Origin of the sequence: Streptomyces sp. NPDC001903 (assembly GCF_042891345.1) — a bacterium.
Taxonomy (GTDB): domain Bacteria; phylum Actinomycetota; class Actinomycetes; order Streptomycetales; family Streptomycetaceae; genus Streptomyces.
Window position 1 is genome coordinate 14,233 of the sequence record NZ_JBIASZ010000002.1, and the last position, 21,721, is coordinate 35,953.

Annotated in this window: 18 protein-coding genes and 2 pseudogenes; 9 read left to right on the forward strand and 11 right to left on the reverse strand. The window is 70.7% G+C overall.

The window, feature by feature from the left end; translation table 11 throughout:
• The first annotated feature begins 35 nt into the window (after positions 1 to 35).
• Complete coding sequence (locus tag ACFYZS_RS03575) at positions 36 to 545, forward strand: SRPBCC family protein (protein ID WP_389006350.1); 510 nt, start codon at positions 36 to 38, stop codon at positions 543 to 545.
• A gap of 1,008 nt (positions 546 to 1,553) precedes the next feature.
• Here ACFYZS_RS03575 and ACFYZS_RS03580 read toward each other — a convergent pair.
• The gene (locus tag ACFYZS_RS03580) at positions 1,554 to 2,819 is read right to left on the reverse strand and encodes a hypothetical protein (RefSeq protein WP_389006352.1); all 1,266 of its coding nucleotides are present in this window, start codon (positions 2,817 to 2,819) and stop codon (positions 1,554 to 1,556) included.
• Positions 2,820 to 3,033: 214 nt separating this feature from the next.
• Positions 3,034 to 3,942, reverse strand: coding sequence for a LysR family transcriptional regulator (locus ACFYZS_RS03585; RefSeq protein WP_389006354.1), 909 nt, complete (start codon positions 3,940 to 3,942; stop codon positions 3,034 to 3,036).
• A gap of 247 nt (positions 3,943 to 4,189) precedes the next feature.
• On the opposite strand from ACFYZS_RS03585, the gene ACFYZS_RS03590 reads away from it, so the two are divergent.
• The 6 genes and pseudogenes from ACFYZS_RS03590 to ACFYZS_RS03615 all read left to right on the forward strand — a co-directional run bounded on the left by ACFYZS_RS03590 (position 4,190) and on the right by ACFYZS_RS03615 (position 10,217).
• Positions 4,190 to 4,981 carry a gamma-glutamyl-gamma-aminobutyrate hydrolase family protein gene (locus ACFYZS_RS03590; protein ID WP_389006356.1) on the forward strand — a complete coding sequence of 264 codons (792 nt, stop codon included), beginning with the start codon at positions 4,190 to 4,192 and terminating at the stop codon, positions 4,979 to 4,981.
• A gap of 85 nt (positions 4,982 to 5,066) precedes the next feature.
• Positions 5,067 to 5,744 (forward strand): FadR/GntR family transcriptional regulator, encoded by a 678-nt coding sequence (locus tag ACFYZS_RS03595; RefSeq protein ID WP_389007527.1) that lies wholly within the window; start codon positions 5,067 to 5,069, stop codon positions 5,742 to 5,744.
• The gene (locus ACFYZS_RS03600) at positions 5,741 to 7,180 is read left to right on the forward strand and encodes an amino acid permease (protein WP_389006358.1); all 1,440 of its coding nucleotides are present in this window, start codon (positions 5,741 to 5,743) and stop codon (positions 7,178 to 7,180) included. Before ACFYZS_RS03595 ends, ACFYZS_RS03600 begins: the two co-directional genes overlap by 4 nt.
• 100 nt (positions 7,181 to 7,280) lie before the next feature.
• A pseudogene (locus ACFYZS_RS03605) lies at positions 7,281 to 8,015 on the forward strand (asparaginase); the annotation flags it as partial.
• 78 nt (positions 8,016 to 8,093) lie between these two features.
• Positions 8,094 to 9,503, forward strand: a complete 1,410-nt coding sequence (gene aspA / locus ACFYZS_RS03610) for an aspartate ammonia-lyase (protein ID WP_389007528.1) — start codon at positions 8,094 to 8,096, stop codon at positions 9,501 to 9,503.
• 465 nt (positions 9,504 to 9,968) lie between these two features.
• Positions 9,969 to 10,217 carry an AIPR family protein gene (locus ACFYZS_RS03615; RefSeq protein WP_389006360.1) on the forward strand — a complete coding sequence of 83 codons (249 nt, stop codon included), beginning with the start codon at positions 9,969 to 9,971 and terminating at the stop codon, positions 10,215 to 10,217.
• Between the two features lie 371 nt (positions 10,218 to 10,588).
• On the opposite strand, the gene ACFYZS_RS03620 is transcribed toward ACFYZS_RS03615, so the two are convergent.
• The gene (locus tag ACFYZS_RS03620; RefSeq protein ID WP_389006362.1) at positions 10,589 to 11,017 is read right to left on the reverse strand and encodes a nucleoside deaminase; all 429 of its coding nucleotides are present in this window, start codon (positions 11,015 to 11,017) and stop codon (positions 10,589 to 10,591) included.
• Positions 11,014 to 11,877, reverse strand: a complete 864-nt coding sequence (locus ACFYZS_RS03625) for a TIGR03619 family F420-dependent LLM class oxidoreductase (RefSeq protein ID WP_389006364.1) — start codon at positions 11,875 to 11,877, stop codon at positions 11,014 to 11,016. The genes ACFYZS_RS03620 and ACFYZS_RS03625 overlap by 4 nt, the downstream gene beginning before the upstream one ends.
• A 94-nt stretch (positions 11,878 to 11,971) precedes the next feature.
• On the opposite strand from ACFYZS_RS03625, the gene ACFYZS_RS03630 reads away from it, so the two are divergent.
• Positions 11,972 to 12,439, forward strand: coding sequence for an Lrp/AsnC family transcriptional regulator (locus ACFYZS_RS03630; RefSeq protein ID WP_389006366.1), 468 nt, complete (start codon positions 11,972 to 11,974; stop codon positions 12,437 to 12,439).
• 721 nt (positions 12,440 to 13,160) lie between these two features.
• On the opposite strand, the gene ACFYZS_RS03635 is transcribed toward ACFYZS_RS03630, so the two are convergent.
• From ACFYZS_RS03635 to ACFYZS_RS03660, 6 genes and pseudogenes are all read right to left on the reverse strand, one after another.
• Entirely contained in the window at positions 13,161 to 13,310 is a 150-nt protein-coding gene (locus ACFYZS_RS03635; protein WP_389006368.1) for a DoxX family protein, read from the reverse strand.
• Complete coding sequence (locus tag ACFYZS_RS03640; RefSeq protein WP_389006370.1) at positions 13,280 to 13,426, reverse strand: hypothetical protein; 147 nt, start codon at positions 13,424 to 13,426, stop codon at positions 13,280 to 13,282. The genes ACFYZS_RS03635 and ACFYZS_RS03640 overlap by 31 nt, the downstream gene beginning before the upstream one ends.
• Positions 13,423 to 15,395 (reverse strand): annotated as a pseudogene (locus ACFYZS_RS03645) (acetoacetate--CoA ligase). Before ACFYZS_RS03645 ends, ACFYZS_RS03640 begins: the two are co-directional and overlap by 4 nt.
• Complete coding sequence (locus tag ACFYZS_RS03650; RefSeq protein WP_389006372.1) at positions 15,392 to 17,011, reverse strand: bifunctional 3-(3-hydroxy-phenyl)propionate/3-hydroxycinnamic acid hydroxylase; 1,620 nt, start codon at positions 17,009 to 17,011, stop codon at positions 15,392 to 15,394. The pseudogene ACFYZS_RS03645 and the gene ACFYZS_RS03650 overlap by 4 nt, the downstream one beginning before the upstream one ends.
• A gap of 19 nt (positions 17,012 to 17,030) precedes the next feature.
• Positions 17,031 to 17,969 carry a fumarylacetoacetate hydrolase family protein gene (locus ACFYZS_RS03655; protein ID WP_389006374.1) on the reverse strand — a complete coding sequence of 313 codons (939 nt, stop codon included), beginning with the start codon at positions 17,967 to 17,969 and terminating at the stop codon, positions 17,031 to 17,033.
• A 28-nt stretch (positions 17,970 to 17,997) separates the two neighbouring features.
• Positions 17,998 to 19,149, reverse strand: coding sequence for a VOC family protein (locus ACFYZS_RS03660; protein ID WP_389006376.1), 1,152 nt, complete (start codon positions 19,147 to 19,149; stop codon positions 17,998 to 18,000).
• Positions 19,150 to 19,284: 135 nt separating this feature from the next.
• Here ACFYZS_RS03660 and ACFYZS_RS03665 point away from each other — a divergent pair, with 135 nt between their 5' ends.
• On the forward strand, positions 19,285 to 19,920 hold the full coding sequence (locus ACFYZS_RS03665) for a TetR/AcrR family transcriptional regulator (RefSeq protein WP_389006378.1): 636 nt from the start codon (positions 19,285 to 19,287) through the stop codon (positions 19,918 to 19,920).
• A gap of 747 nt (positions 19,921 to 20,667) precedes the next feature.
• Here ACFYZS_RS03665 and ACFYZS_RS03670 read toward each other — a convergent pair.
• Complete coding sequence (locus ACFYZS_RS03670) at positions 20,668 to 21,666, reverse strand: helix-turn-helix domain-containing protein (RefSeq protein ID WP_389006380.1); 999 nt, start codon at positions 21,664 to 21,666, stop codon at positions 20,668 to 20,670.
• Positions 21,667 to 21,721 lie beyond the last annotated feature (55 nt).

The window sequence follows — 21,721 nt, forward strand, 5'->3', positions numbered from 1 at the left end:
CACCACCCCACCCGTCACCCGTTCAGGAGGACGCCTTGAGCGCCACCACCAGCGAACACGACCTCTTCGAGGTCCTGGACGCATCGGATTTCAGCTTCACCCGGCGCGCCTGGGTCGATGCCGCGCCCGCCCGGGTCTACGACCTGGTCAGTGACGTGTCCGCCATCGGGCGCTGGAGCCCCAACGCGAGCGACGTCACCTTCGACCAAGGCGCCGGTCCCCGGGTCGGGGCCTGGTTCAGCGGCCGCAACCACAAGGACGGCCGGCAGTGGACCACCCGCTCTCAAGTCGTACGGGCCGAACCCGGCACCGCCTTCGCCTTCGTGGTCGGCGGCGCCGAGGACGGCATCGTCCGATGGAGCTGGACCTGCCACCCCCGGGGACGCGGAACCGTCGTCGAACAGTCCTGGCAACTCCTGCGCCTCGACCACGTGCTGGGCACCACCCGCGGCGAACTCGACGCCCTGCGCGACTACATGACCAACAGCGCAGAAAGCACCCTCCTCGCCCTCGCCCAGTGGATCGCCGAAACACCGGCCGGGTGAATGACCCGCGGGTCGGTACACCCGGACCGCCTCGCGATCCGCAGGAAGTCCGCGACCCGCAATGGCGGCCACGGGGGCGGCCGCCCACACCCACCCCTCCGCAATGCCCTGTGGCGCCCGACGCCCGAGATACAGCCACCGAACATGAACAATTCGAAGGTCAGTTGTCACGTTCGGCGCCGCTACGGCATTGAGGGGTATGAGCCATGACGACCCACGTGCACAGTTCCTCAACTGCACGCTGAAGACCAGCCCGGAGCGCAGCCTCCACACACAGGGCCCGACCGGCCTCAGCGCGCGGATCGTGCAGAAGCAGGGCCGTCAGTTCGAGCTCCTGCGGCCGGTCGGCCATGGGATCGCCACTGGGGCGCGGCCGGACATGACCGGGCACGGCCGGAGGCGCGACGCGCTGCCGTCATTCCACCAGCGCGTGACGGCGCCGCACTCGGGTCCACCCCGGGTGCGATGGTGTATCCCCGGGGGGCTGCAGGCTGTACGGGATGCTCATGACGAGTATGGGCGGTCTCGACGGTTTCGACGGTCAATGATTGAGGCCTTTCGTGGCTGGCTTGGCGATGTCGAACCTGCACCGGGATCGGGAAACGAGGGGTCCGGCCCGGCCTCCCCGATCCAGCCCCACGTCTGCGCCTGCCCCGGCTGCACCAACCCGCCCGAGCCGCAGGCACCGACGCGCCCCCGGCCAGGCCTGGTCTGGCCTGGCTCACCGTTGGTACGACGCACGGTGCGCCAGGAGCTCGGGCAGACCTCCGCCGTCGTCGCGTTCGGGCAGCCGTCGGCGGCCGAGGCCCGGATCGAGACCGTCACCCGTGCCGCCGCGCAGCGGATTCTGGCCGCCGACGAGCGCTCCGCGCTCGCCGAGGAGGCTGGTGACACGGCCGTCGCGGCGCTCGACGCTGAAGGGCCTGGTCCTGCCGGCGGCCGTCGGCCTCGACGCCTACGACCAGTGCAAGGCCGGAGCCTGGCGCTCTGGCAGTGGCCGCGCGTGCTTCACGGTCCGGGGGTCGTGGTGGTCCGGTCGTCGGTGAGGCGGGCCCTCCAGTCACTGACGTATGTGTCGGGCATGGAGGCCAGGCGGGCGATCTCCGCGTCCTCGCGTCCGTCGGACCAGGCCAGGATCCGCGTCACGGTGCGGTTACGTGCGGCGCGGAAGTCCTTGAGCATGCTTTCGAGGCGTTCGACTTCCTCGCCCTCGTGGACGAGTTGCCGGTCGACGGCGGAGCGTTCTGCGGCGCGCAGCCGCCGGAGATGGGCGGTCAGGCCCGTCAGGGCCAGCCCGTGTTCGTGCGCGGCGTTCTGGAACGTTTCGGCCAGGGACGCCAGCACGCAGTCGGGGACGTCTGCGAGGGTGGCTCCGAGGGGCTTGGCCGCCTCCCAGGTGTCCCGCCCGGCTTCGGTCGTCTCCAGCCAGACACGGGCGTCTGTCGGAGTACGGTCGCCGCAGGCCCGTGCCCGGTAGGCGTACAGGGCGGCGCGGTGGCCGTAGAAGGTGAAGCCGTCCTCCATCTGCCGGTCGGCGTCGCGGCAGATCCGGCCCGGTACGCCGCCGTAGCCGTTCTGGGGGCTGTAGTCGGCGCAGGTGTCGAGTTCCGCGTCCGTGGCCAGGTCCCAGGAGGGGTCGCACAGCCCGGGGTTGGCGGCCAGGAAGGCGCCGACCTCGACGCGCCAGGCCGGGACCGGTGTGGTACGCGGTCTGGGCCAGAGGAGTTCCCCGGAGGGGCCGAAGGCGGGCGTCGCGGCCTGTTCGATGTCGTCCCATGCGGTGGCCGCCTCGGCCGACCACTCGAGCTCGCCTTCGGGCCCGATCCGGTGGATCGAGTCCACGAGCCGCTGCACGGCGGGCAGGACGCGCACCGCGAGCGCGTGCAGTTCCTCGGCGTCGAAGAAGCGCCATGTACAGCCGCGCTGTTCGTCGTGGCTCAGGTGGCCGAGCAGCTGCACCATGATGCCGGGGGCGGGGACGTTCCCGTCTCCGAGTGCCCTGCGGGGGATGCCGGGGAGCCGGCTGCCAGGGGACTCCTGCGGGGCTCGCCAGTCGGTGTCGCCGAACCAGACGGCGCCGTCGCGAGCGTCCACCGCCAGCCACTGTTGGTAGCCGACTCCCGGGCCGTAACGCTGGTCCTGCTGTTCGGCGTTCTCGTCGTGCCATACGTACTCGGCCGGGGGCGGGTCCAGCTCTGCGGCCATGAAGCCGTCCTCGGGGCGGTAGCCGGTGAGGACGCGCGCCGTTCCCGGCGCGCTGTCGGCTGCGGTCATGAGGGGATTCCTCTCGCTGGAACGTCAACCGCGGCAAACGTAGTGCGCCTGTCACACAATAGTTTAACTTTCAGCCACAGTGTCCGGTAGTCGGACACGATGGGAAGTACGGCGTGCCGGTGAGGTCTACGCGCGTGCGACGGCCGTCAAGTTGGCCGCTTTTCGCGTTCCCCCACGATCCGTTCACCCGCTTGCCCCCGGGACACCGTGCGCCTTACGCGAGCGCGGCCAACGCCTGGGCGGCGAGCATCTCCTCCAGGTCCAGGACGACGCGCGGGGCGTGCCGGGTGTCGATGCGGACGGCGTAGATGAAGCGCGTCAGCTGCGGCTCGGCCAAGGGGCGGGCCACCACCTGGGTGTGCGTGCGGGGCAGGGCGAGTCGCGGCATGACGGCCACGCACAGGCCCGCGGCCACGAACCCCAGCACGGTGTTGAAGTCGTCCCCCTCGTATTGCAGACAGGCCTGGAAGCCGGGCGTGTTGGCCATCTGCGAGAGCAGTTCCAGGCGCAGCGCGGCCTCCGGAGCGGCGATCCACGTCTCGGAGGCGAGGCTGGCCAGGTCGATGACCTCCCGGTCGGCCAGGCGGTGGCGCGCCGGGACGACGGCCACCACCGGATCCCGTGCGACCAGCGTCCGGCGCAGCATCCGCGGCGGCGGGACGGGGATGAAGTCGTAGTCGTAGCTGAGCGCCAGGTCCATGTCCCCCCGCTTGAGCCGGTTGTAGCCGGCTTCGGGCTCCAGCTGGCTGAGGCTGACCTGCACGTGGGGGTAGGCCGCGTGGAGTCGGGCCAGCGCCTGCGGAACGATGCCGGTGGCGGCCGAGGCGAAGGCGCCGAGCCGGATCCGTCCGGCCGTCCCGGCGCGCATGGCGCCGAGTTCGACCGACGCCGCCGCCAGCGTGCTGCGGACGCCCTGCTCCGCGCCGAGGAGGACTTCGCCGGCCGGTGTGACGCGAACGGGTCGCCGCTCCAGCACCCTGAGGCCGGCGCGGCGTTCGAGTTCGGCGATCTGCTGGGAGACGGCGGGCGCGCTGTAGCCGAGTTCGCGTGCGGCGGCGCTGAAGGAGCCGTGCCGCACGACGGCTTCGAGGGTGGCGAGCAGGCGGGGGTCGAGTCCGTGCACGGAGTTAAGGCTCACTTATCTGTCGCGAAGATGTGTTTTCTTGTGATTGGAGATGAACGCCAGCAGGATTCTTGCTCGCGGCAAGAAAACGCAAGCCTGCGCTCCTGGACCGCGAACACCCCTCCCCCGCCGTCACGGTGGCCTCCGCCCGTACCACCTCGCCACCCGCCGCCGCCTGCCGTGGCGGCTGCGGGCGGTTCGGCTGCGGCTGTCGACGGCCACCCCTCATGCCCCGAAAGGAAGTGGTATGCCCAAGCCACCGCTCATCGGACTCACCACCTACCTCGCCCACGCGCAGTGGGGTGAGTGGGACCTGCCTGCCGCAGTGCTGCCCGCGGCCTACGCGGACTGCGTCCGGGCGGTCGGCGGCCGCGCCGTACTGCTGCCACCGGACGCGCCGGAAGCCGCGGCCGACGTGGTCGAACGTCTGGACGCGATCCTCCTGGCGGGAGGCGAGGATCTGGATCCCGCCCTGTACGGGGCCGTGCCCCATCCGCGTACCGGGCCACCGGTGCGCGAGCGCGACGCATGGGAGCGGGCCGTACTGGCCGCCGGCCTCGCCCGCGACACACCCGTGCTCGGGGTGTGCCGGGGGATGCAGCTGATGAACGTACACGAGGGCGGCACCCTGATCCAGCACCTGCCCGACCGGGTGGGCCACGACGGCCACAACCCCTACCAGGGCCACTTCTGCTCCCACGCCGTGACCACCGTACCCGGGACACGGGTCGGCGCCCTGCTCCCGGGGACGCACCACGTCGCCACGCACCATCATCAGGCGGTGGACCGCCTCGGCGCGGGACTGGTCGTCGCCGCCCGTGCGGCGGACGGCACCGTCGAGGCGATCGAGAGCACCCGGCACCGCTTCGCCGTGGGCGTCCAGTGGCACCCGGAGATGGGCGACGACGCGCCGGTCGTGCGGGCCCTGGTGGCTGCCGCGAGCTCCGTCGGAGGTACCGCTCCTGCCCGGACTGCCGGACGGAACACGCGCACGGTGCGAAGCGTGCCGGGCCGGACTTTCCCGGCACAGGTGCCTTGACACCCCGGGGCGGACCCCCCAAGATCACAGCGTGAACCTGTCAGACAGCCAGACAGGTGGCCCCCTTCCGCGGCGCGTCAGTGCCATGGAAGCGGTCTTCGGCCACCTGCGCAGCGCCATCGAGCGCGGTGAGTACGCCGTGGGCGACAAGCTCCCCTCCGAAGCCGAGTTGTGCCGCACCCTGGAGGTCAGCCGGCCCGTACTACGGGAGGCGCTCCGGGCCCTGCAGGCCATGGGGTTGACCGTGTCCAAGAGCGGCAAGGGCACGTTCGTCCTGGCGAACACGGTCGAGGAGCCCACCTTCGGCGACTACGCCGCCAGCGACCTGCTGGAAGTGCGCCGGCACGTCGAGATCCCGGTCGCCGGGTACGCCGCGCTGCGCCGCACCCCCGAGGACCTGGACCACCTGGGCCATCTGCTGGACCGGATGGAGCAGGAGACCGACACCACCGCGTGGGTGGCCATGGACACGGTGTTCCACCTGGCTGTGGCCGAGGCCTCCCGCAACCCCGTCTTCCGCCGCGTCATCGAGGAGATCCGCGACGCACTGGCCCGTCAGTCGACCTTCCTCAACGAACTGGGCGGTCGGCGCGAGCAGTCCAACTGCGAGCACCGGGCCATCGTTGAGGCGCTGGTCGACGGCAGCGAGCACGACGCGGTGGAGGCCATGTCCCACCACCTGCGACGGGTCGAGACGACCCTCACCGACATCGTGCGCCCCCAGCGCACCACCGCCCCTACGGAAGGCAGACCCGAGGCGTGAGCGAGCAGTTCCTCAAAGACGAGAAGCGCCCCACGACCCGTCACGTCGACGCCGGTGACACCGGCTACAGCAAGTCCTTGAAACCCCGCCACGTCAACATGATCGCCATCGGCGGCGCGATCGGTACCGGGCTCTTCCTCGGCGCGGGCGGACGCCTCGCCGACGCCGGGCCCTCTCTGTTCGTCGCCTACGCCATCTGCGGGATCTTCGCCTTCCTCGTCGTGCGCGCGCTCGGCGAGCTGGTCCTGTACCGGCCGTCCTCCGGCGCCTTCGTCTCGTACGCCCGAGAGTTCCTCGGGGAGAAGGGCGCGTACACCGCGGGCTGGATGTACTTCCTCAACTGGGCGACCACCGGCATCGCCGACATCACCGCCGTCGCCACGTACACCCACTACTGGCACCTGTTCTCCGATGTCCCCCAGTGGGTGATCGCCCTCATAGCCCTGGCCGTGGTCCTCACCGTGAACCTCATCTCGGTGCGGATCTTCGGCGAACTGGAGTTCTGGTTCGCCATCGTCAAGGTCGGAGCCCTGGTCGTCTTCATGGGGATCGCGATCTTCCTCCTCGCGACCCGGCACCCCGTCGACGGCACCGTCCCCGGCCCTGCCCTGATCACCGACAACGGCGGGATCTTCCCCCACGGCCTGCTCCCCATGCTGCTGATCATCCAGGGCGTCGTCTTCGCCTACGCCTCCGTCGAACTGGTCGGCGTCACGGCCGGCGAGACCGAGAAGCCCGAGGAGATCATGCCGAAGGCGATCAACTCGATCATGTGGCGCGTGGGCCTCTTCTACGTCGGCTCGGTCGTCCTACTGTCGATGCTGATGCCCTGGAGCAGCTACAGCGCGGGCCAGAGCCCGTTCGTGACCGTGCTCTCCCACATCGGCATCCCGGCGGCCGCCGACGTGATGAACCTGGTCGTGCTCACCGCGGCCATGTCCTCACTCAACTCCGGCCTCTACTCCACCGGCCGCATCCTTCGCTCGATGGCCGTCAACGGCTCCGCCCCGCAGTTCACCGCACGGCTCAGCCGGACCCAGGTCCCCTACGGCGGCATCCTCCTCACCAGCGGCATGTGCGTCCTGGGCGTCGGGCTCAACTTCGTGGTCCCCGCGGACGCGTTCGAGATCGTTCTCAACCTCGCCGCGATCGGCATCCTCGCCACCTGGGGCATGATCATGGTCTGCCACCTCCTCTTCTGGCGGAAGACCCGCAACGGCGAACTCACCCGCCCCTCCTACCGCCTGCCCGGCTCCCCCTGGACCGAACTCGTGACGCTGGCCTTCCTCGCCTCCGTCCTGGTCCTCATGTACGCCGACGGAGGCGCGGGGCGCACCACCGTGCTGTGCGTACCGCTCATCGCCGCGGCGCTGGCCGCCGGCTGGTACGCGGTCCGCGGCCGCGTGGCGCGCACCGCCGCCCGGAGCGACAGCTGAGCCGGACGCCGGCCCGTCCGCCCGCGCCCGGGGGTGGCGGTCGCCACCCCCGGGCAGCAGCGACCCACCACAGAACGGGGCAGTGATGCGCAGCAGTTTCCTCGCGGGTGTCCGGCTGGTCCTGGAGCTGGCCGGTCTCACCGAGGCCGACCTGCGCAACGTCCCCGACCTGCCCTACGGCCCGGCCGTCCGGGACGCCTGGCTGCGCGAGGGCCGCGGGCCGTCCCGGCTCGCCCAGAACTGTTCCGGCAAGCACGCGGCGATGCTGTACCTGTGCAAGCTGTCCGGGCGGCCCCCGGAGAGCTACCTCGACGCGGACCACCCGCTCCAGAGGGCGATCGCCGAGGTCGTCGAGGAGCTCACCGGCCGGCACATCGCGAACGTCACCGTCGAAGGCTGCGGTTCCCCGCTGTTCGCGGTGTTGCTGCACGGCGTGGCGCGCGCCGCCGCACGCATCGCCACGGCCGCCCCGGACACCGCCGAGCACCGCGTGGCGAACGCACTGCGCCTCCACCCGGAGATGGCCTCCGGTACCGGGCGGGACACCGCCGCACTGATGCGCGCGGTGCCCGGGCTGCCGGCCAAGGACGGCTTCGAGGGCGTCCAGCTGGCCGCGCCGCCCGACGGCCGGGCCGTCGCCGTGAAGGTCGCCGACGGGGCCGACCGCGCGCGTACGGCCGTGACGGCCGCCGCCCTCGCACGTGCGGGAGTCGAGCCCCGGCTACTCGCCGGGTTCACGGGCGAGCCCGTGACCGGTGGCGGCCGGACCGTCGGCGGCATCCGGCCGGTGGCGGCCCTGGAACCGCCCCGTGCCCCCGTCACCGCAAGCGCCTGACACCCGCCTGCCCCCATCCCCCCTTGATCCGCCCACCTCAGGAAGAGGATCCGCACACCCGTGACCACCTTGACCGCCTTGACCGCCTCCAGCCGCACAGAACACGACCTGCTCGGAGACCGCGACGTCCCCTCCGGCGCCTACTGGGGCGTCCACACCCTGCGCGCCACCGAGAACTTCCCCATCACCGGCACGCCGATCTCCACCTACCCGCACCTGATCGACGCCCTCGCCGCCGTCAAAGAGGCCGCGGCCCTCGCCAACGGGGAACTCGGCCTGCTGGAGCCCGCGAAGGCGGCCGTCATCGTCGCGGCCTGCCGCGAGATCCGCGGCGGCGAGCTCCACGACCAGTTCGTCGTCGACGTCATCCAGGGCGGCGCGGGCACCTCGACCAACATGAACGCCAACGAGGTCATCGCCAACCGGGCGCTGGAGTTGCTGGGCCACTCCAGGGGCGAGTACGGACAGCTGCACCCCAACGAAGACGTCAACCTCGGCCAGTCCACCAACGACGTCTACCCCACCGCCGTGCGGATCGCGACCGTCTTCGCCGTGCGCGGCCTCCTCGACGCCATGGCCGTCCTGCAGAACGCCTTCGCCCGCAAGGCCGCCGAGTTCCACGATGTCCTGAAGATGGGCCGCACCCAGCTCCAGGACGCCGTGCCGATGACGCTCGGACAGGAGTTCTCCGCCTTCGCCGTCATGCTGGACGAGGACCGCAGCCGACTCGCGGAAGCCCTCGGACTCATCCACGAGATCAACCTCGGCGCCACCGCCATCGGCACCGGCCTCAACGCCCCCGCCGGATACGCCGAGGCCGCCCGCCGCCACCTCGCCGACATCACCGGCCTGCCCCTGGTCACCGCTCCCGACCTGGTCGAAGCCACCCAGGACTGCGGCGCCTTCGTCCAGATGTCCGGCGTCCTCAAGCGCGTCGCCGTCAAGCTGTCCAAGACCTGCAACGACCTGCGTCTGCTGTCCTCCGGGCCCCGCGCCGGACTCGGCGAGATCAACCTGCCCCCGGTCCAGGCCGGTTCCAGCATCATGCCCGGCAAGGTCAACCCCGTGATCCCCGAGGTCGTCAACCAGGTCGCCTTCGAGGTCATCGGCAACGACATCACGATCACCATGGCCGCCGAAGCCGGACAGCTCCAGCTCAACGCCTTCGAGCCGGTCATCCTGCACTCGCTGTCCAAGTCCGTCACCCACCTGCGCGCGGCCTGCCTCACCCTCGCGGAACGCTGCGTGAGCGGCATCACCGCCAACACCGAGATGCTGCGCGCCACCGTCGAGAACTCCATCGGCCTGGTGACCGCCCTGAACCCGCACATCGGATACACCGCCGCAACCGACATCGCCAAGGAGGCCCTGGCCACCGGTCGGGGTGTGGCCGAGCTGGTCCTGGAACGGGGGCTGCTGCCGGCCGAGCGGCTCACCTCCCTGCTGCGCCCCGAGGTGCTCGCGGGAACCGGCCCGGCCCGTCCCTGACCGGGACCGGGCCGGGTCCGCCCGGTCGGAGCGCGGGGTGCAGCGGGTGGACGTGGTGCGGGGCGGATACAGACCGAGGCGGCGACGCCCACGATCGCCGCCCAGCACCTCCCGGTCACCGCGGGGACCGACCGGACCGGGCCAGCGGATCGTATGCCGGACGCCGATCCGGGTCCGGCATCCGCTCCATAACAGAGCCCCAGGTCAGCGACCAGGTCGGTCTCCGGGTGCGCCTCCGGGCCGATGCCCTCGCCCACCGGGATCGACATGGGGGTCAGCCGGCTCTAGGTCGAAGCGCTGAAGTTCGGGCCCGATGTCCTTGATGGTCATGCTTCCCTCCCGGTCGACGGAGGTGGTACGCGTTCTGGCACGGGTTTTGCGCCGGGCCGGCCCTACGAACCGCCCGCGGCGCCAAAACCGTAGCTCGGCTCGTCATCTCCGACACGGCTACGAGCACGTACCTCGGTGACGGCTACATGCGCCCTGGCGCGTCTCGAAGAGTGCTACCGCTTCATCACCTCGGTCAACAAGGTCCTCCGTCTGGAGCTCTTCGAGTCGAACGTGCGGGACCACGCGGGTTCGACCGCCGTGAACAACGCCATCGGCGACACCGTGGGGTCCGGGACGGGCGAGGACTTCCGGTGGTTCAACAACGGCGTCACCGTCGTCGCCGACCCGGGCCGCAGATCGTCGTCGAAGACCCCGAGATCGTGAACGGGCTCCGGACCGGTCATGAGGTCTACAGCTGCTTCCAGTCCGGCGGACAGCACCGCGACCGCTCGCTCCTGGTCGAGATCGTGGTCGCACCTGAAAACGGGACGGCACGCGACAGGATCATCCGCGCTGTGGACCACGCCGTACTTGACCCCGACGGCGTGGTCCACACTGCGCAAACGAGCGATGTCGGCGGGTGAGCCCGAGCGCCCGGCATGCCGGATGGGTGCGTAGGGTCTGGGCCAGCGACGTCGGGCCCCGGGTGGACTTCGCCAGCGCGTTCCACACGGGGCGGACGCGGGTGACCACCAGCTGGTACTGGACCAGCCGTGCGACGACCAGGACCGGGGGATGGCGGCTATGGCAGACGCTCAGCGGTAGTATCCCTCGACCACGGACCGCACCTCGTCGAGCAACGCCGGGCCGTCCTGAGGCACCGGCTGCCGCCCGCTGCCCGGCCTGATGTCCAGGAGCTGTTCGTTGGACAGGGCGAACACCACCCTTCGCAGCGCCGCCTGTTGGATGACCGCTGCGCACATCTGACACGGCTGGCAGCTGGTGTACATCGTGGTTTCCGCCGCGGTGGCCACGTCCAGCTCCCTCGCGGCCCACCTCGCCAGCTTCAGCTCCGGGTGCGCGGTGATGTCCCTGTCGGTGAGGGTCGTGTTGTGCGCCTCTGCCAGGACCGTCCCGTCCGGCCCCACCAACAGCGACCCGAACGGCGGGTCACCGCCCTCGCGCGCCTTGGCCGCGAGAGCGATGGCCTGCCGGAGGAAGGTGCGGTCGTCGGAAGTGGTCATGACGGTTCCGTTCCAGTGCGAGGAGAGTAGAAGTGGGCGGCCACCGTGGCGAGCGCCTGCCAAGCCTCCTGTGGCCGGCAGGTCTGGCGGGGGTCGCCGCTGTAGGTGTCGAGGACGACGATCTCGGCGCCCAGCAGCCGCAGTTGGTCGAGGTCGTCCATGACCTGGTCGATCGTCCCCTCCCCTGCGAGCCGTTGCGGTCCGGTGACCGGCACCTGGGTGAGCTTGAGAGCGATCCGGGGGGCCAGCGCCGGTACGGGGAGATGCTGCTCGTCCGCAGCCTCCTTCAGCCTGACCGCAGCTTCGCGCAGCCACGGCAGGGTGCAGCGCAGTGGATGCCATGCGTCGCCGAGCCGCACGGCACGGCGCAGCCCCGCGTCGCTGTTGCCGCCGACCCACACCGGGATCCGTCCGCTCCCATAGGAAGCGGTATTCGCCCAGGCCGCCCGGATGTCCCGCAAGTGATCGTCGGTCAGCCGTCCCCGGCGTTCGAACGGGATCCCGAGGGCGGCGAACTCCTGCCGCGCCCAGCCCACCCCCACGCCGAGGACCAGCCGGCCGCCGCTCAACTCGTCCAGGTTGGCCGCCATGCGGGCGGTGAGCAGCGGGTGCCGATAGGGAGCGATCAGGACCGTCGTGCCGAGCCGGATCCGAGTGGTGAGACCTGCGAGCCAGGACAAGGTGGTGAACGGCTCGTAGAAGGGTGCCGGATAGCGCTCGGCCACGTCGGGGGTGATGGCGATGTGGTCCGAGACCATCAGCAGGTCGAAGCCCAGGCCCTCAAGGGTCTGGGCCCAGCTCCGCAGAATTCCCGGGTCGGTGCCGGGGCCGAAATTGAGGACGTTGATTCCGATCTTCACGACACCCAGGCTAGTCAGGGAACAGACGTGGGCAGAAGGGATTCCTGCCTGTTCAGCCACGGTTGCCCAGTGGATCCACCGGTAATCTGAGCGGATGACCGAGAATCTTGACGCGACCGACTGGGCGATCCTGGATGAGCTCCAGCGGGACGCCAGGATCGCGTTCACAGAGCTGGCCAGGCGGGTGAACCTAAGCGCGTCGGCGACGACGGAGCGGGTGCGGCGGCTGGAGGCGGCCGGGGTGATAACGGGTTACCGTGCGGAGGTGGACCTCGAGCGGACCGGATACATGGCGCTGGCAGTGGTTCGGCTGAAGTATCCGGGAACCCGGCACGAGCCCTTGCGGCAACTGCTCGCGGAGCGCTCGGAGATCCTGGAGTGCCTGCGTACCACTGGAGAGGACTGCTACGTCCTGAAAGTGGCAGCCACGTCGATGGCCCAGCTGGAGGAGATCGTCGACGCGCTGGCCCAGTTCGGGAGCACGACCACCAACCTGGTCCTCAGTCCCACGCTGCCGTTCCGCGGCCCACGGAAGCCTCAGGCCGCTACCCGGTCGCTCTGAGGGGCCACCTCGACTCACTCGGTCACGGCAGCCGCCCGGCCGCCGTCGGGCAGCCCCCCGACCTGCCGTCGTGCGGTTCGTCGAGTACTACCTCGAACCGACCCCGGCCGACCTGGCCGGCTTCGCCGACCTCGTGGACTGCTCGTACCTCACGCGCCGTACGTCGACAGGACGACCGGGGCGCGCCACTCGCCTCGGCGCCCCGGCCCAGAGCAGCACCCGTTCGGCCACTGCGAACGGCTCGGGCAGCCAGGCGGCATCCAGGCGCGGGACCTCTCCCCCGGACGCCGACCAAGATCCGGTCCAGTTCCGGACCAGCTCGCCACGCATGCCTGAGGGCAAGTCCTGTTCCTGCTGGTCACCTGGGGTGCGACGCATGTACCGCCAGCAGACCAGAAACGTCCTGGTGTCGTACTCGCCGAAGAAGATCGGCTTCTTCCAGGAGCACGAAAGAGGGGGAATTCGCAGTCTGTGAAGAACGTGACCATGCCGTGGGCGAGGGTTGTGGCTGCCATGGTGCGTGACCCCTCGGGAAGCGATGCTGACCATGTGCGGCCGCACCGACTACGAGATCCGCAAGGCCCGCTAGGAGTCCCGCTGGTCGAAGTGCCCGCACACCTGCACGATCCCCTACCGCAACGCAGGTTGTCGGCTTCCGTCGGACTCGAGCCGAGTTCTGCCACCGACGGGCCCCACGCGAAACGGCGCACGCTGTGGGCCGTCAGCCGGTACCGATCGTCACCCCGGCGTACGCCACCGCCGTCAGGGCCAGGACGGCGGCGGGCAGGGCCCGCGCGGGCGGGTCGCCGTGGCGCAGGTGGGCCACGGCTGCCGCGGTCATCAGCAGCGCCAGCCCGATCGCGGCGGCCATATGCCGAGGTGTGCTGCCGCCTGGCGCATGAACGGCACCGCGGCGATCTTCGCCGCTCCCAGTGGCAGGAAGACCAGGGTCAGGACAACGGCGAGGGTGATCTGCGCGGTCGTCATGTCGACCGGCCCCGGCGTTCGGCGCCCATCTGGGCGAAGTAGTCGATGAGGTCGGGGGCGTCCACGGCTGCGGGGTTGACGACCTGCTCGACCGGGGCGCCCTGGAGGAGGCGTTTGACGGGGACTTCGAGTTTCTTGCCGGTGCGGGTGTGCGGGATGCCGGGGACCTCGAGGATCTCGTCGGGGACGTGGCGGGGTGAGGCGCCGGTCCGGATCGCCTCCTTGATCTTCTCGCGGAGCTGGTCGTCCAGGGTCGCGTCGGCGGCGAGGAGCACGAACAGGGGCACCAGTAGCCGCCGTCGGGCTCTTCCGCGCCGATGACGAGGGCTTCGGCGATCTCGGGGAGGCGTTCGACGACGTCGTGGATGTCGGCGCTGCCCAGGCGTACGCCGTTGCGGTTCAGGGTGCTGTCGGAGCGGCCGTGGACGATTACGGAGCCGTGTCCCGTGATGGTGATCCAGTCGCCGTGCCGCCAGATGCCGGGGTGGGAGGAGAAGTAGGCGTCGCGGTAGCGGGTGCCGTCGGGGTCGTTCCAGAAGTACAGCGGCATGGACGGCATCGGGCGGGTAACGACCAGCTCGCCGACCTGGTCCACGATCGGGAGGCCCTCGGCGTCGTGCGCGGCCAGGGCCACTCCGAGGTGGGGTGCTGACAGCTCTCCTGCCCAGACGGGGGTGTTGGGTGAGCTGCCGGCGAAGCCGGAAACGACGTCCGTGCCGCCGCTGACGGAGGCGAGCAGGACGTGGTCGCCGACGTGGTGGCGGACCCAGGGGTAGGCGGAGGCCGGCAGGGCGGAGCCGGTGCAGCCGACTATGCGGATCGAGGACAGGTCGTGCGCCGAGGGGTCGATGCCGTACTTGGCCATGCCCAGCAGGTACTGGGGGCTGGTGCCGAAGACGGTCACACGGTGGCGCGCGGCCAGCTCCCACAGGACGTCGAGCTTGGCGAAGGGTGCCGGGCTGCCGTCGTAGGTGCACGTGGTGGCGCCGGTGAGCAGCGTGGAGGCAAGAAGGTTCCACATCATCCAGTGGGTGGTGGTGTACCACAGGAGGCGGTCGCCGGGGCCGAGGTCGGAGTGGAGGCCGAGGGTCTTGAGATGTTCGAGCAGGACGCCGCCGTGGCCGTGGACGATGCCCTTGGGCAGGCCGGTGGTGCCCGAGGAGAACACGACCCACAGCGGGTGGTCGAACGGCACCGGCGTGCAGATGAGTTCCTCGGTGCGGGTGGCGGCGTCCTCCCACGGCACCACCAGTGACGGGTACGCGTGTGACGGCCACGGCAGGCCCACGTGGTCCACCAGCAGCGCGGCCTTCAGCGTCGGCAGCTCACCGGCGAGTTCGAGGGTGGCCGCGCGGCGGTCGTGGGTCGTGCCGTTGAAGAGGTAGCCGTCGGCGGAGATCAGGACGGTGGGTTCGAGCTGGGCGAAGCGGTCGGCGGCGGCCTTGGGGGCGTAGTCCTGCCCGCAGACCGACCACACGGCGCCCAGGCTCGCGGCGGCGAGGAAGGCGACGATCGCGTGCGGGGTGTTGGGGAGGTAGCCCACGACCCGGTCCCCTCCACCGACGCCCAGGTCGCGCAGGGTAGCGGCAACGGAGGCCACCTGTGCCCGCAGCCGACCGCCGGTCACCTCGTATCCGGAGCCGGTCTCGTCGAGGGCGATGATCGCCACGGTGTCGTCGGTGAGGTTGCGCAGGGCGTGGTGGGTGTAGTTGAGGGTGGCGCCGGGGAACCAGCGGGCGCCCGGCATCCGCTCCTCCGCGAGCACCTGGTCGTATGGGCTGTCCGCGTCGATGTCGAAGTACTCCCACACCGCGCCCCAGAAGCCTTCCAGGTCAGTGACCGACCAGCGGTGCAGGACGGCGTAGTCGGTCCCGTCGAGCCCGGCGTGGCGGGCGAAGTCCATGATGCGGCTGTGGGCGACGGCCTGCGCATCGGGCGTCGTGAAGGGGTCCGGGTACGGCCTGGTCATCGTGTGGCGCTCCTCAGCAGGCTGTTCTCTACGGTCCGTGGGGAAGGGGCGGGGCTGCGCGTGGTGTGCAGGAGAGACGCCCAGGCGGCGGTGTCGGTGAAGTCGTGCCTCCCGGCCGGGACGACGTCCATGACGACGCGGTCGGGGCGCAGCAGGACGGCGTCCGCCCGGCCGGCGCGCAGCCAGGCGGCGAGCGTGCTGTCGTCACGGAGGTCGGTCACGGGGATCGCCGGGACGCCGAGCCCGTGGGCGCGGGCGCGCAGCGTGGGCCAGGGTTCGGCGGCGGTCAGGACGGTGAAGGTGTCGCCGAGCAGTTCATCGAGACGGGTGCGCCGGCCGTCGAGTCCCACCACCCATGGTTGCGGGCAGTGGGTGCCCACGAGGCTCCTGCGTATACGGCGCCGGACTAGGGGCCCGGCGGTCAGGGGTGGGCTGAGGTCGCGGCCCGCCGCCGCGGTGAGGCCGGGTATGCGGCAGGCCGCGGCCAGGATCCCGCGGCGTAGTGCGGCGGCGCCGTCCTGGCCGCCGGTCATGGCCCAGCCCATGGCGACCGCGAGCCGGATCGCGTGCCGTGCGTGCGGCTTGCGCTCGCTCTCGTAGGTGTCCAGCAGCCGCTCGTCGCCGCCCTGCTGGAGGACTCGGGCGAGCTTCCAGGTGAGGTTGTAGGCGTCCCGCAGGCCCGAGCAGAGTCCCTGCCCGATGAACGGCGGGGTGAGGTGGGCGGCGTCGCCGAGGAGGAAGACCCGTCCGCTGCGCCACCGGTTGGCCACCCGCGCCCGGAAGGTGTAATGCGTCTCCCGTACGACTTCGAAGTCCCCGTCGTACGAGGGCGACAGCCACGGGGCGATCAGTTCGCGGACCGGTTGCTGCCCGTCTTGCAGCCGGAACTCCCAGCGGTAGCGGTCCTCGCCGACGCGCATGAACGTCGCCGGCCGGTGCGGGTCGCAGACCTGGTCGACGCCTTCCCAGCAGCGGACGTCGGCCTTCGTGCGGACGTCGATGACGGTCCAGCGTTCCTCGAACCGCAGGTCCTCCCATGTGGCACCGATGGCTTCGCGGGTGAGGCTGCCCGCGCCATCGCAGCCGAGGACCGCCTCGGCCCACAGATGATGCTCGCCGTCGTCGTCGCGGTAGGTCACGTGCACGGGGCCGGCCGGGTCCGGGACGACGCCGGTGACCTCGACACCGCCCCGCAGTTCGCACTCCGGGCGGCGGGCGAGGGCGTCGCGCAGCAGTCGCTCCAGCTCGGGCTGGTCGAACATGCTGGTCTGCGGGTAGCCGTGTTGGCCGTGCTCGGCGCGCCGGAACTCGGCCATCACCCGGTGGCGGGCGTCCAGCAGCCGAAGTCCGTTCGCGGGGCGGGCGATCGCGGCGAACTCCTCGCCTACGCCCGCAGCCTGGAGGATGCGGCGCACCTCGTCGTCGGTGGCGACGGCACGCGGGAGCGGGTAGACGTCCTGGTGGCGTTCCAGGATGACGGTGCGGATACCGCGCCGGGCGAGGAGGAGGGCGGCGGTCACGCCCACCGGCCCGGCTCCGATGATCACGACGGGTGCGGGGGCTGTCTGTGCGGGCCCGGGTGCGGTGTCCCGGGGTCCGGCCTGGTCGGCGGTCATGTGCGGCTCACCTCGGGTCTTACTTCGCGTCCGTGACGGGCGTGCGCTGCTCGCCGAGGTCGATCCGCCCGTCCGGGGTCGAGATCGTGGCCGTGATCATGTCACCCGTGTGCAGGTAGTGCGGGTTACGGGCCTGGCTCTTGAAGAACGCCTTCCACTTCACGGCGGGCGGCAGCAGCGCGCCGATCTTCTCGACGGCCTTGGGCGGGGCCTTGAGGGCCGTGCCGCCGGGGGTCCCGGTGAGCAGCAGGTCTCCGGGGTCGAGGGTCTGGAAGCGGGCCAGCAAGGTCAGCGCCTGTGCCGGGCGGACGATCATGTCGGCGAGGGTGCGGTCTTGACGCAGCTCGCCGTTGACCGACAGCCGCAGCCGCAGATCGAGGAAACGGGCGAAGTCCTCGGGCTCCAGCAACGCCAGGTAGGGGCCGGCCGGTGTGAAGGTCGGGTACGACTTGCTCTCGTAGAACTGCGTCTTGGTCAGCTGCACCTCACGGGCGCTTACGTCGTTCGTGATCACCAGCCCGGCGACATACGACGGCAGGTCACGCTCCTCGACCACAGTGCCGACGGGCAGGGGTGCGCCCATGACGAGCCCGAGCTCGATCTCGTAGTCGAGGAACTTCACGTGCGACGGGCGGACGATCGCCTCACCCGGGCCACTCAAGGACCCGGACGCCTTGCGGAAAAAGGCGGGCGGAATGTCGCCGGTGAAGCCCGAGTCGCGGGCGTGGCTGCGGTAGTTGACCATCTGTGCGACCACCCGGCAGGGAGTGGTCACCGGCGAGAGGGCGACCAGGTCGGCGACGGGCGTGCCCGTCTCCCCGGAGAGGGCGGCCTCGCGCACGGCCGCCCGGTCGGCGATCAGCTCGGCGGTGGTGGCGGCCCTGGTGTCGACGTGGACGGCCCGGTCGCCGCGGAGGACCCACCATCCGTCGGCGGTGCGCAGGACGTTGGTGCTCATATCAGTACCTTCGTGAGGGGGTTGGGTTTCAGGACTTGGCGGCTTTGAGCAGGCCCAGCAGGCGTGCCGGGTCCATCTCGTTGTCGCCTCGCAGGGCTTCGATGACGTCACGGACCCGCTGCGGGGAGGGGCTCGCGCCGAGGAAGTCACGGGTGGCAGGAGGTCCCCACTGGGCCAGGCCGGTGGTCGACATGGGTGCCCAGCCGGGCTCCAGGTCGCAGGAGAACAGGTCGCCGTCTGCGAAGTGCTCCAGCATGAAACGGTCGGGGTCGCGCCAGTAGTCGAAGAGCTGGCTGCCCTGGACGTGCCGGCCGATGCCCCAGCTGCGCTGGTAGCCGCGCTCGGCCAGGTACTCGCCGCCTGCGGCGATCGAGTCGAGGTCGGTCACCTGGTAGGCGGAGTGGACGTAGCCGTTGCCCGGGCCCAGGTGCATGGCCAGCGTGTGGTGGTCAACGGCCCGGCTGCCCTGGTCACAGCGGATGAACGCCATCGTCGGGCCACGGCCGCGCTGGCCGTCCAGGAACAGGAAGTCGGACACGATCATCCCGAGGGTGTCCAGGTACCAGTCCAGGGCGCGCCCGAACACCCTTGTCTCCAGGACCACATGGCCCAGGCGCTGGATGCGGGAGGGTTCACGCGGCGGGCGCTGGGTGACGTTCGTGCGACGGTGATCGGTGCCGAAGTTGAGCAGAAGCGGCTGCTGCTCGGGCAGCGCCGGAAGTTCCTGACCGCAGTGCACGACCCGGACTGGGAAGCCGGAGGGGTCGAGCAGGTCGACCGCCTTGCCGCCGGGCACGTCCGCGTCCCGTACGGACGTGCCCGTGGCGCGGGCCAGCCGGTCCAGGTCGGCCCGCTCGGCGGCGCGGAACGCCGGGCCGATGAAACGGGAGGTCCGGCCGCGCCGGATCACCATGCACGGCGAGCCGGCGAAGGTTCCCCGCAGCCACAGCTCGCTCTCGCTCCGGGCGGCGACACCGAAGCCGAAGTCCCGGGCGAAGACCTCGGCCCGGTCCAGGTCAGGCTTCTCGAACTCCAGCCAGGCCAGGTCGGCCACCTTGATCACGGGGTTGCGGGACCGCCCGGGATGTTCGCCGCGCAGGGCTCCCTGCGCACTGTGGAGGTCCTGATGGGCCGTCCTGACGTCCGGGACGCCGACTGCGTTGACGCGGGTTTCGGACATGGTGTCCTCCAAGCAACATTGCCGTAATGAGGAAATCATCAAGTGTGAGAGTTCTATCGTCAAGGGGTTCGCTGCAGGAGATGATGAATTCATCAGGACTGCGATCATCATCGTCTCCACGGTTAGACTCTGCGTATGCCTACGTCAGCCCCGCCCAGCAACCGATTCGAGCGGCGTCGCGCCGAGACCCGCGGAGCTCTCGTCCGCGCGGCCCGCCAGATACTCGCCGAGACCGGGGACACCAGCGTCAGCATCCAGGTGATCGCCGAGCGCGCAGACGTCGGCTTCGGCTCGTTCTACAACCACTTCGACTCCAAGACGGAGCTGTTCGAGGCCGCGGTGCAGGACGCGCTGGAGGAGTTCGGCCAGACCTTCGACGAGCGCCTGGCCGGCATCGACGACCCCGCGGAGCTCGTCGCGACGGGCTTCCGGCTCAGCGCCCGCATGGCCGAGTCGCACCCGGAGCTGATGCAGGTGCTGCGCCGTCGCGGCCTGGGCCACATCCACTCGGACAACGGCCTGGCCCGACGGGCCCGCCGGGACGTCGAGGTCGGCATGGCCTCCGGCCGCTTCACCGCCGTCGACCCGATAGTGGCCCTGTCCGCACTGGGTGGAACCCTGCTGTCCCTGGTAGAGCTGAGATTCGCCCGCCCCGACGTGGACGGCGATGACGCCGCGGTGAACCTCGCCGAGATGGTCCTGCGCATGCTGGGCGTACCACCGGACGACGCCCACGAGGTCGCCCGGCGCCCCCTCCCCGACCTCGCCTGACCGACCACCGGACCGCGTCGACGCCAACGGTCCGCGCGGCGCCCTCTCGGTCTGGGGCGGCTTCACCCCGGCACGGTGAGGCCGTGCCCGTAGCGTTGTCGAAGCCACCGAGGACTGCGGTACGTTCACCCAGACGTCTGGGGTACTCGAACGCATCGCTCTCACGTCGACGTCGCCGCTGATGACGTTCATGGCGGTCACCTTCCCGCCAAGGCGCCGCCCGCAGAGGTGCCCGCGTACTACGACACCTGGGACTGGGAGGGGTCGCGGGCCTGTTCCGCGGAGAGACTGCGTGGTGGAGCATCCCGCATGCTGAGGTCGGCATCATGTCCGGCCGAGGCCATGCCGTTCAGTTGGCAACATCACCGTCGTGACCGTCTGGTTGAAGCGTTTCGCCGGTACCGCGAAGCGCTCAACGATGCCGTGTCAGGACGGTCCGAGACCGAAGGAGAGCTCCCAGCTCGCGTTCTGTATCGCGCTCCGCCCCGGCTCGTCGGCAGCGAACCGCTGCGACCGGCCGGGGACTTCGAACCGCCGGCCCCCTCGGGACTCCGGCGGTTCCGGACTCCGCTGCGACTGCGCTCATCGGCTGCCCTCCTGGCACTGGTACCGACACGCACACCATCGGTTCGGTGTGAATGCCAGGCACCATGAACAGGCCGCCACGCCCGGAGCCGTCCTGAGAGCACAGCCAACCCGGCGGTGGATGTGCCCGGCGTACAAACAACCGCCCGCCGTCGCTAGCGGTCACGTCCGTGGGAGCTCCGCCCAGCCCTTCCGTATGGCGTGGGCGCCGAGCTGCATCCGGCTGCGGACTCCGGCCATGTCCATCAGGTGACGCAGGCGCCGGTGCAGCGTGCGCGGCGACAGACCGAGTTGTGCCGCGGCCGTCAGGTCCGTCAGGCCGGCCAGGAGCAGCCCGAGGATCCTGCGGTCGAGCTCGGTCGGGCCTAGCGGACCGACCTCCACGGTGGCTTCGGGTCCTGCGTCCGCGGCCGGCAACGACAGCGGGTGGGCGGCTCGCCATACGGTCTCGAACAGGGCCTCCAGCGCGTCCAGCAGGCCGCTGCGGTGCAGCAGCACGGCACCGGGCTCCCCGTCCGGTGTGACCGCGAGGGGGACGAGGCCGAGGTCGGCATCGGCCAGGACGAGCTTCATCGGCAGCTCGTCGGCAACCCGGAGCTGCACGCCCCTGCCCAATGAGTCGATCGCGTCGTCGACGATGCCCGGTTCTGCCAGCACGGCCCTGTCCAGCACCGCACGGAACTGCACGCCGCGGCCGATGGCCACGGGCTCGGCGGTGTTCTCCTCGGGCGGCAGGGCGACGAACGGTGCGGTGATGAAGGATCGGACCTGTGTGCGGGCCGCCTGCTGCACCTGGAGGAAGCGGTGGCGGATGGCGTCGGGGCCCGTGACGACCTCGATCAGATCGTTGATGCTGCTCCCGGTCATCGCCGCCCGGTGCTTCTCGGCGAAGGTCACCAGGGCGTGCTCGGCCATGCGCAGCCCGTCCCGGCGCTGGCTGATGAGAGCGCCCAGGGCCATGGCGGGCGGCGCGGCGGTGAACCGGCCGTCCGCCGACCTCGTCACCAGCCCCCACTCGACCAAACGGGACAAGACCTTGTCGACGTGGGCGTGCGGGAGGGCGATTTCGTCGCTGAGCAGGAGCACGGTGGAGTGCGACCGTCCGATCAGCGCCCGGTAGACACGTTCGTCGTCGGGGTCGAGGCCCAGGACATCCAGCATCGGCGACCGACTCTCTTCCGCTTGCCGCAGCGGGGAGAGTATCCGCCATGGTGGC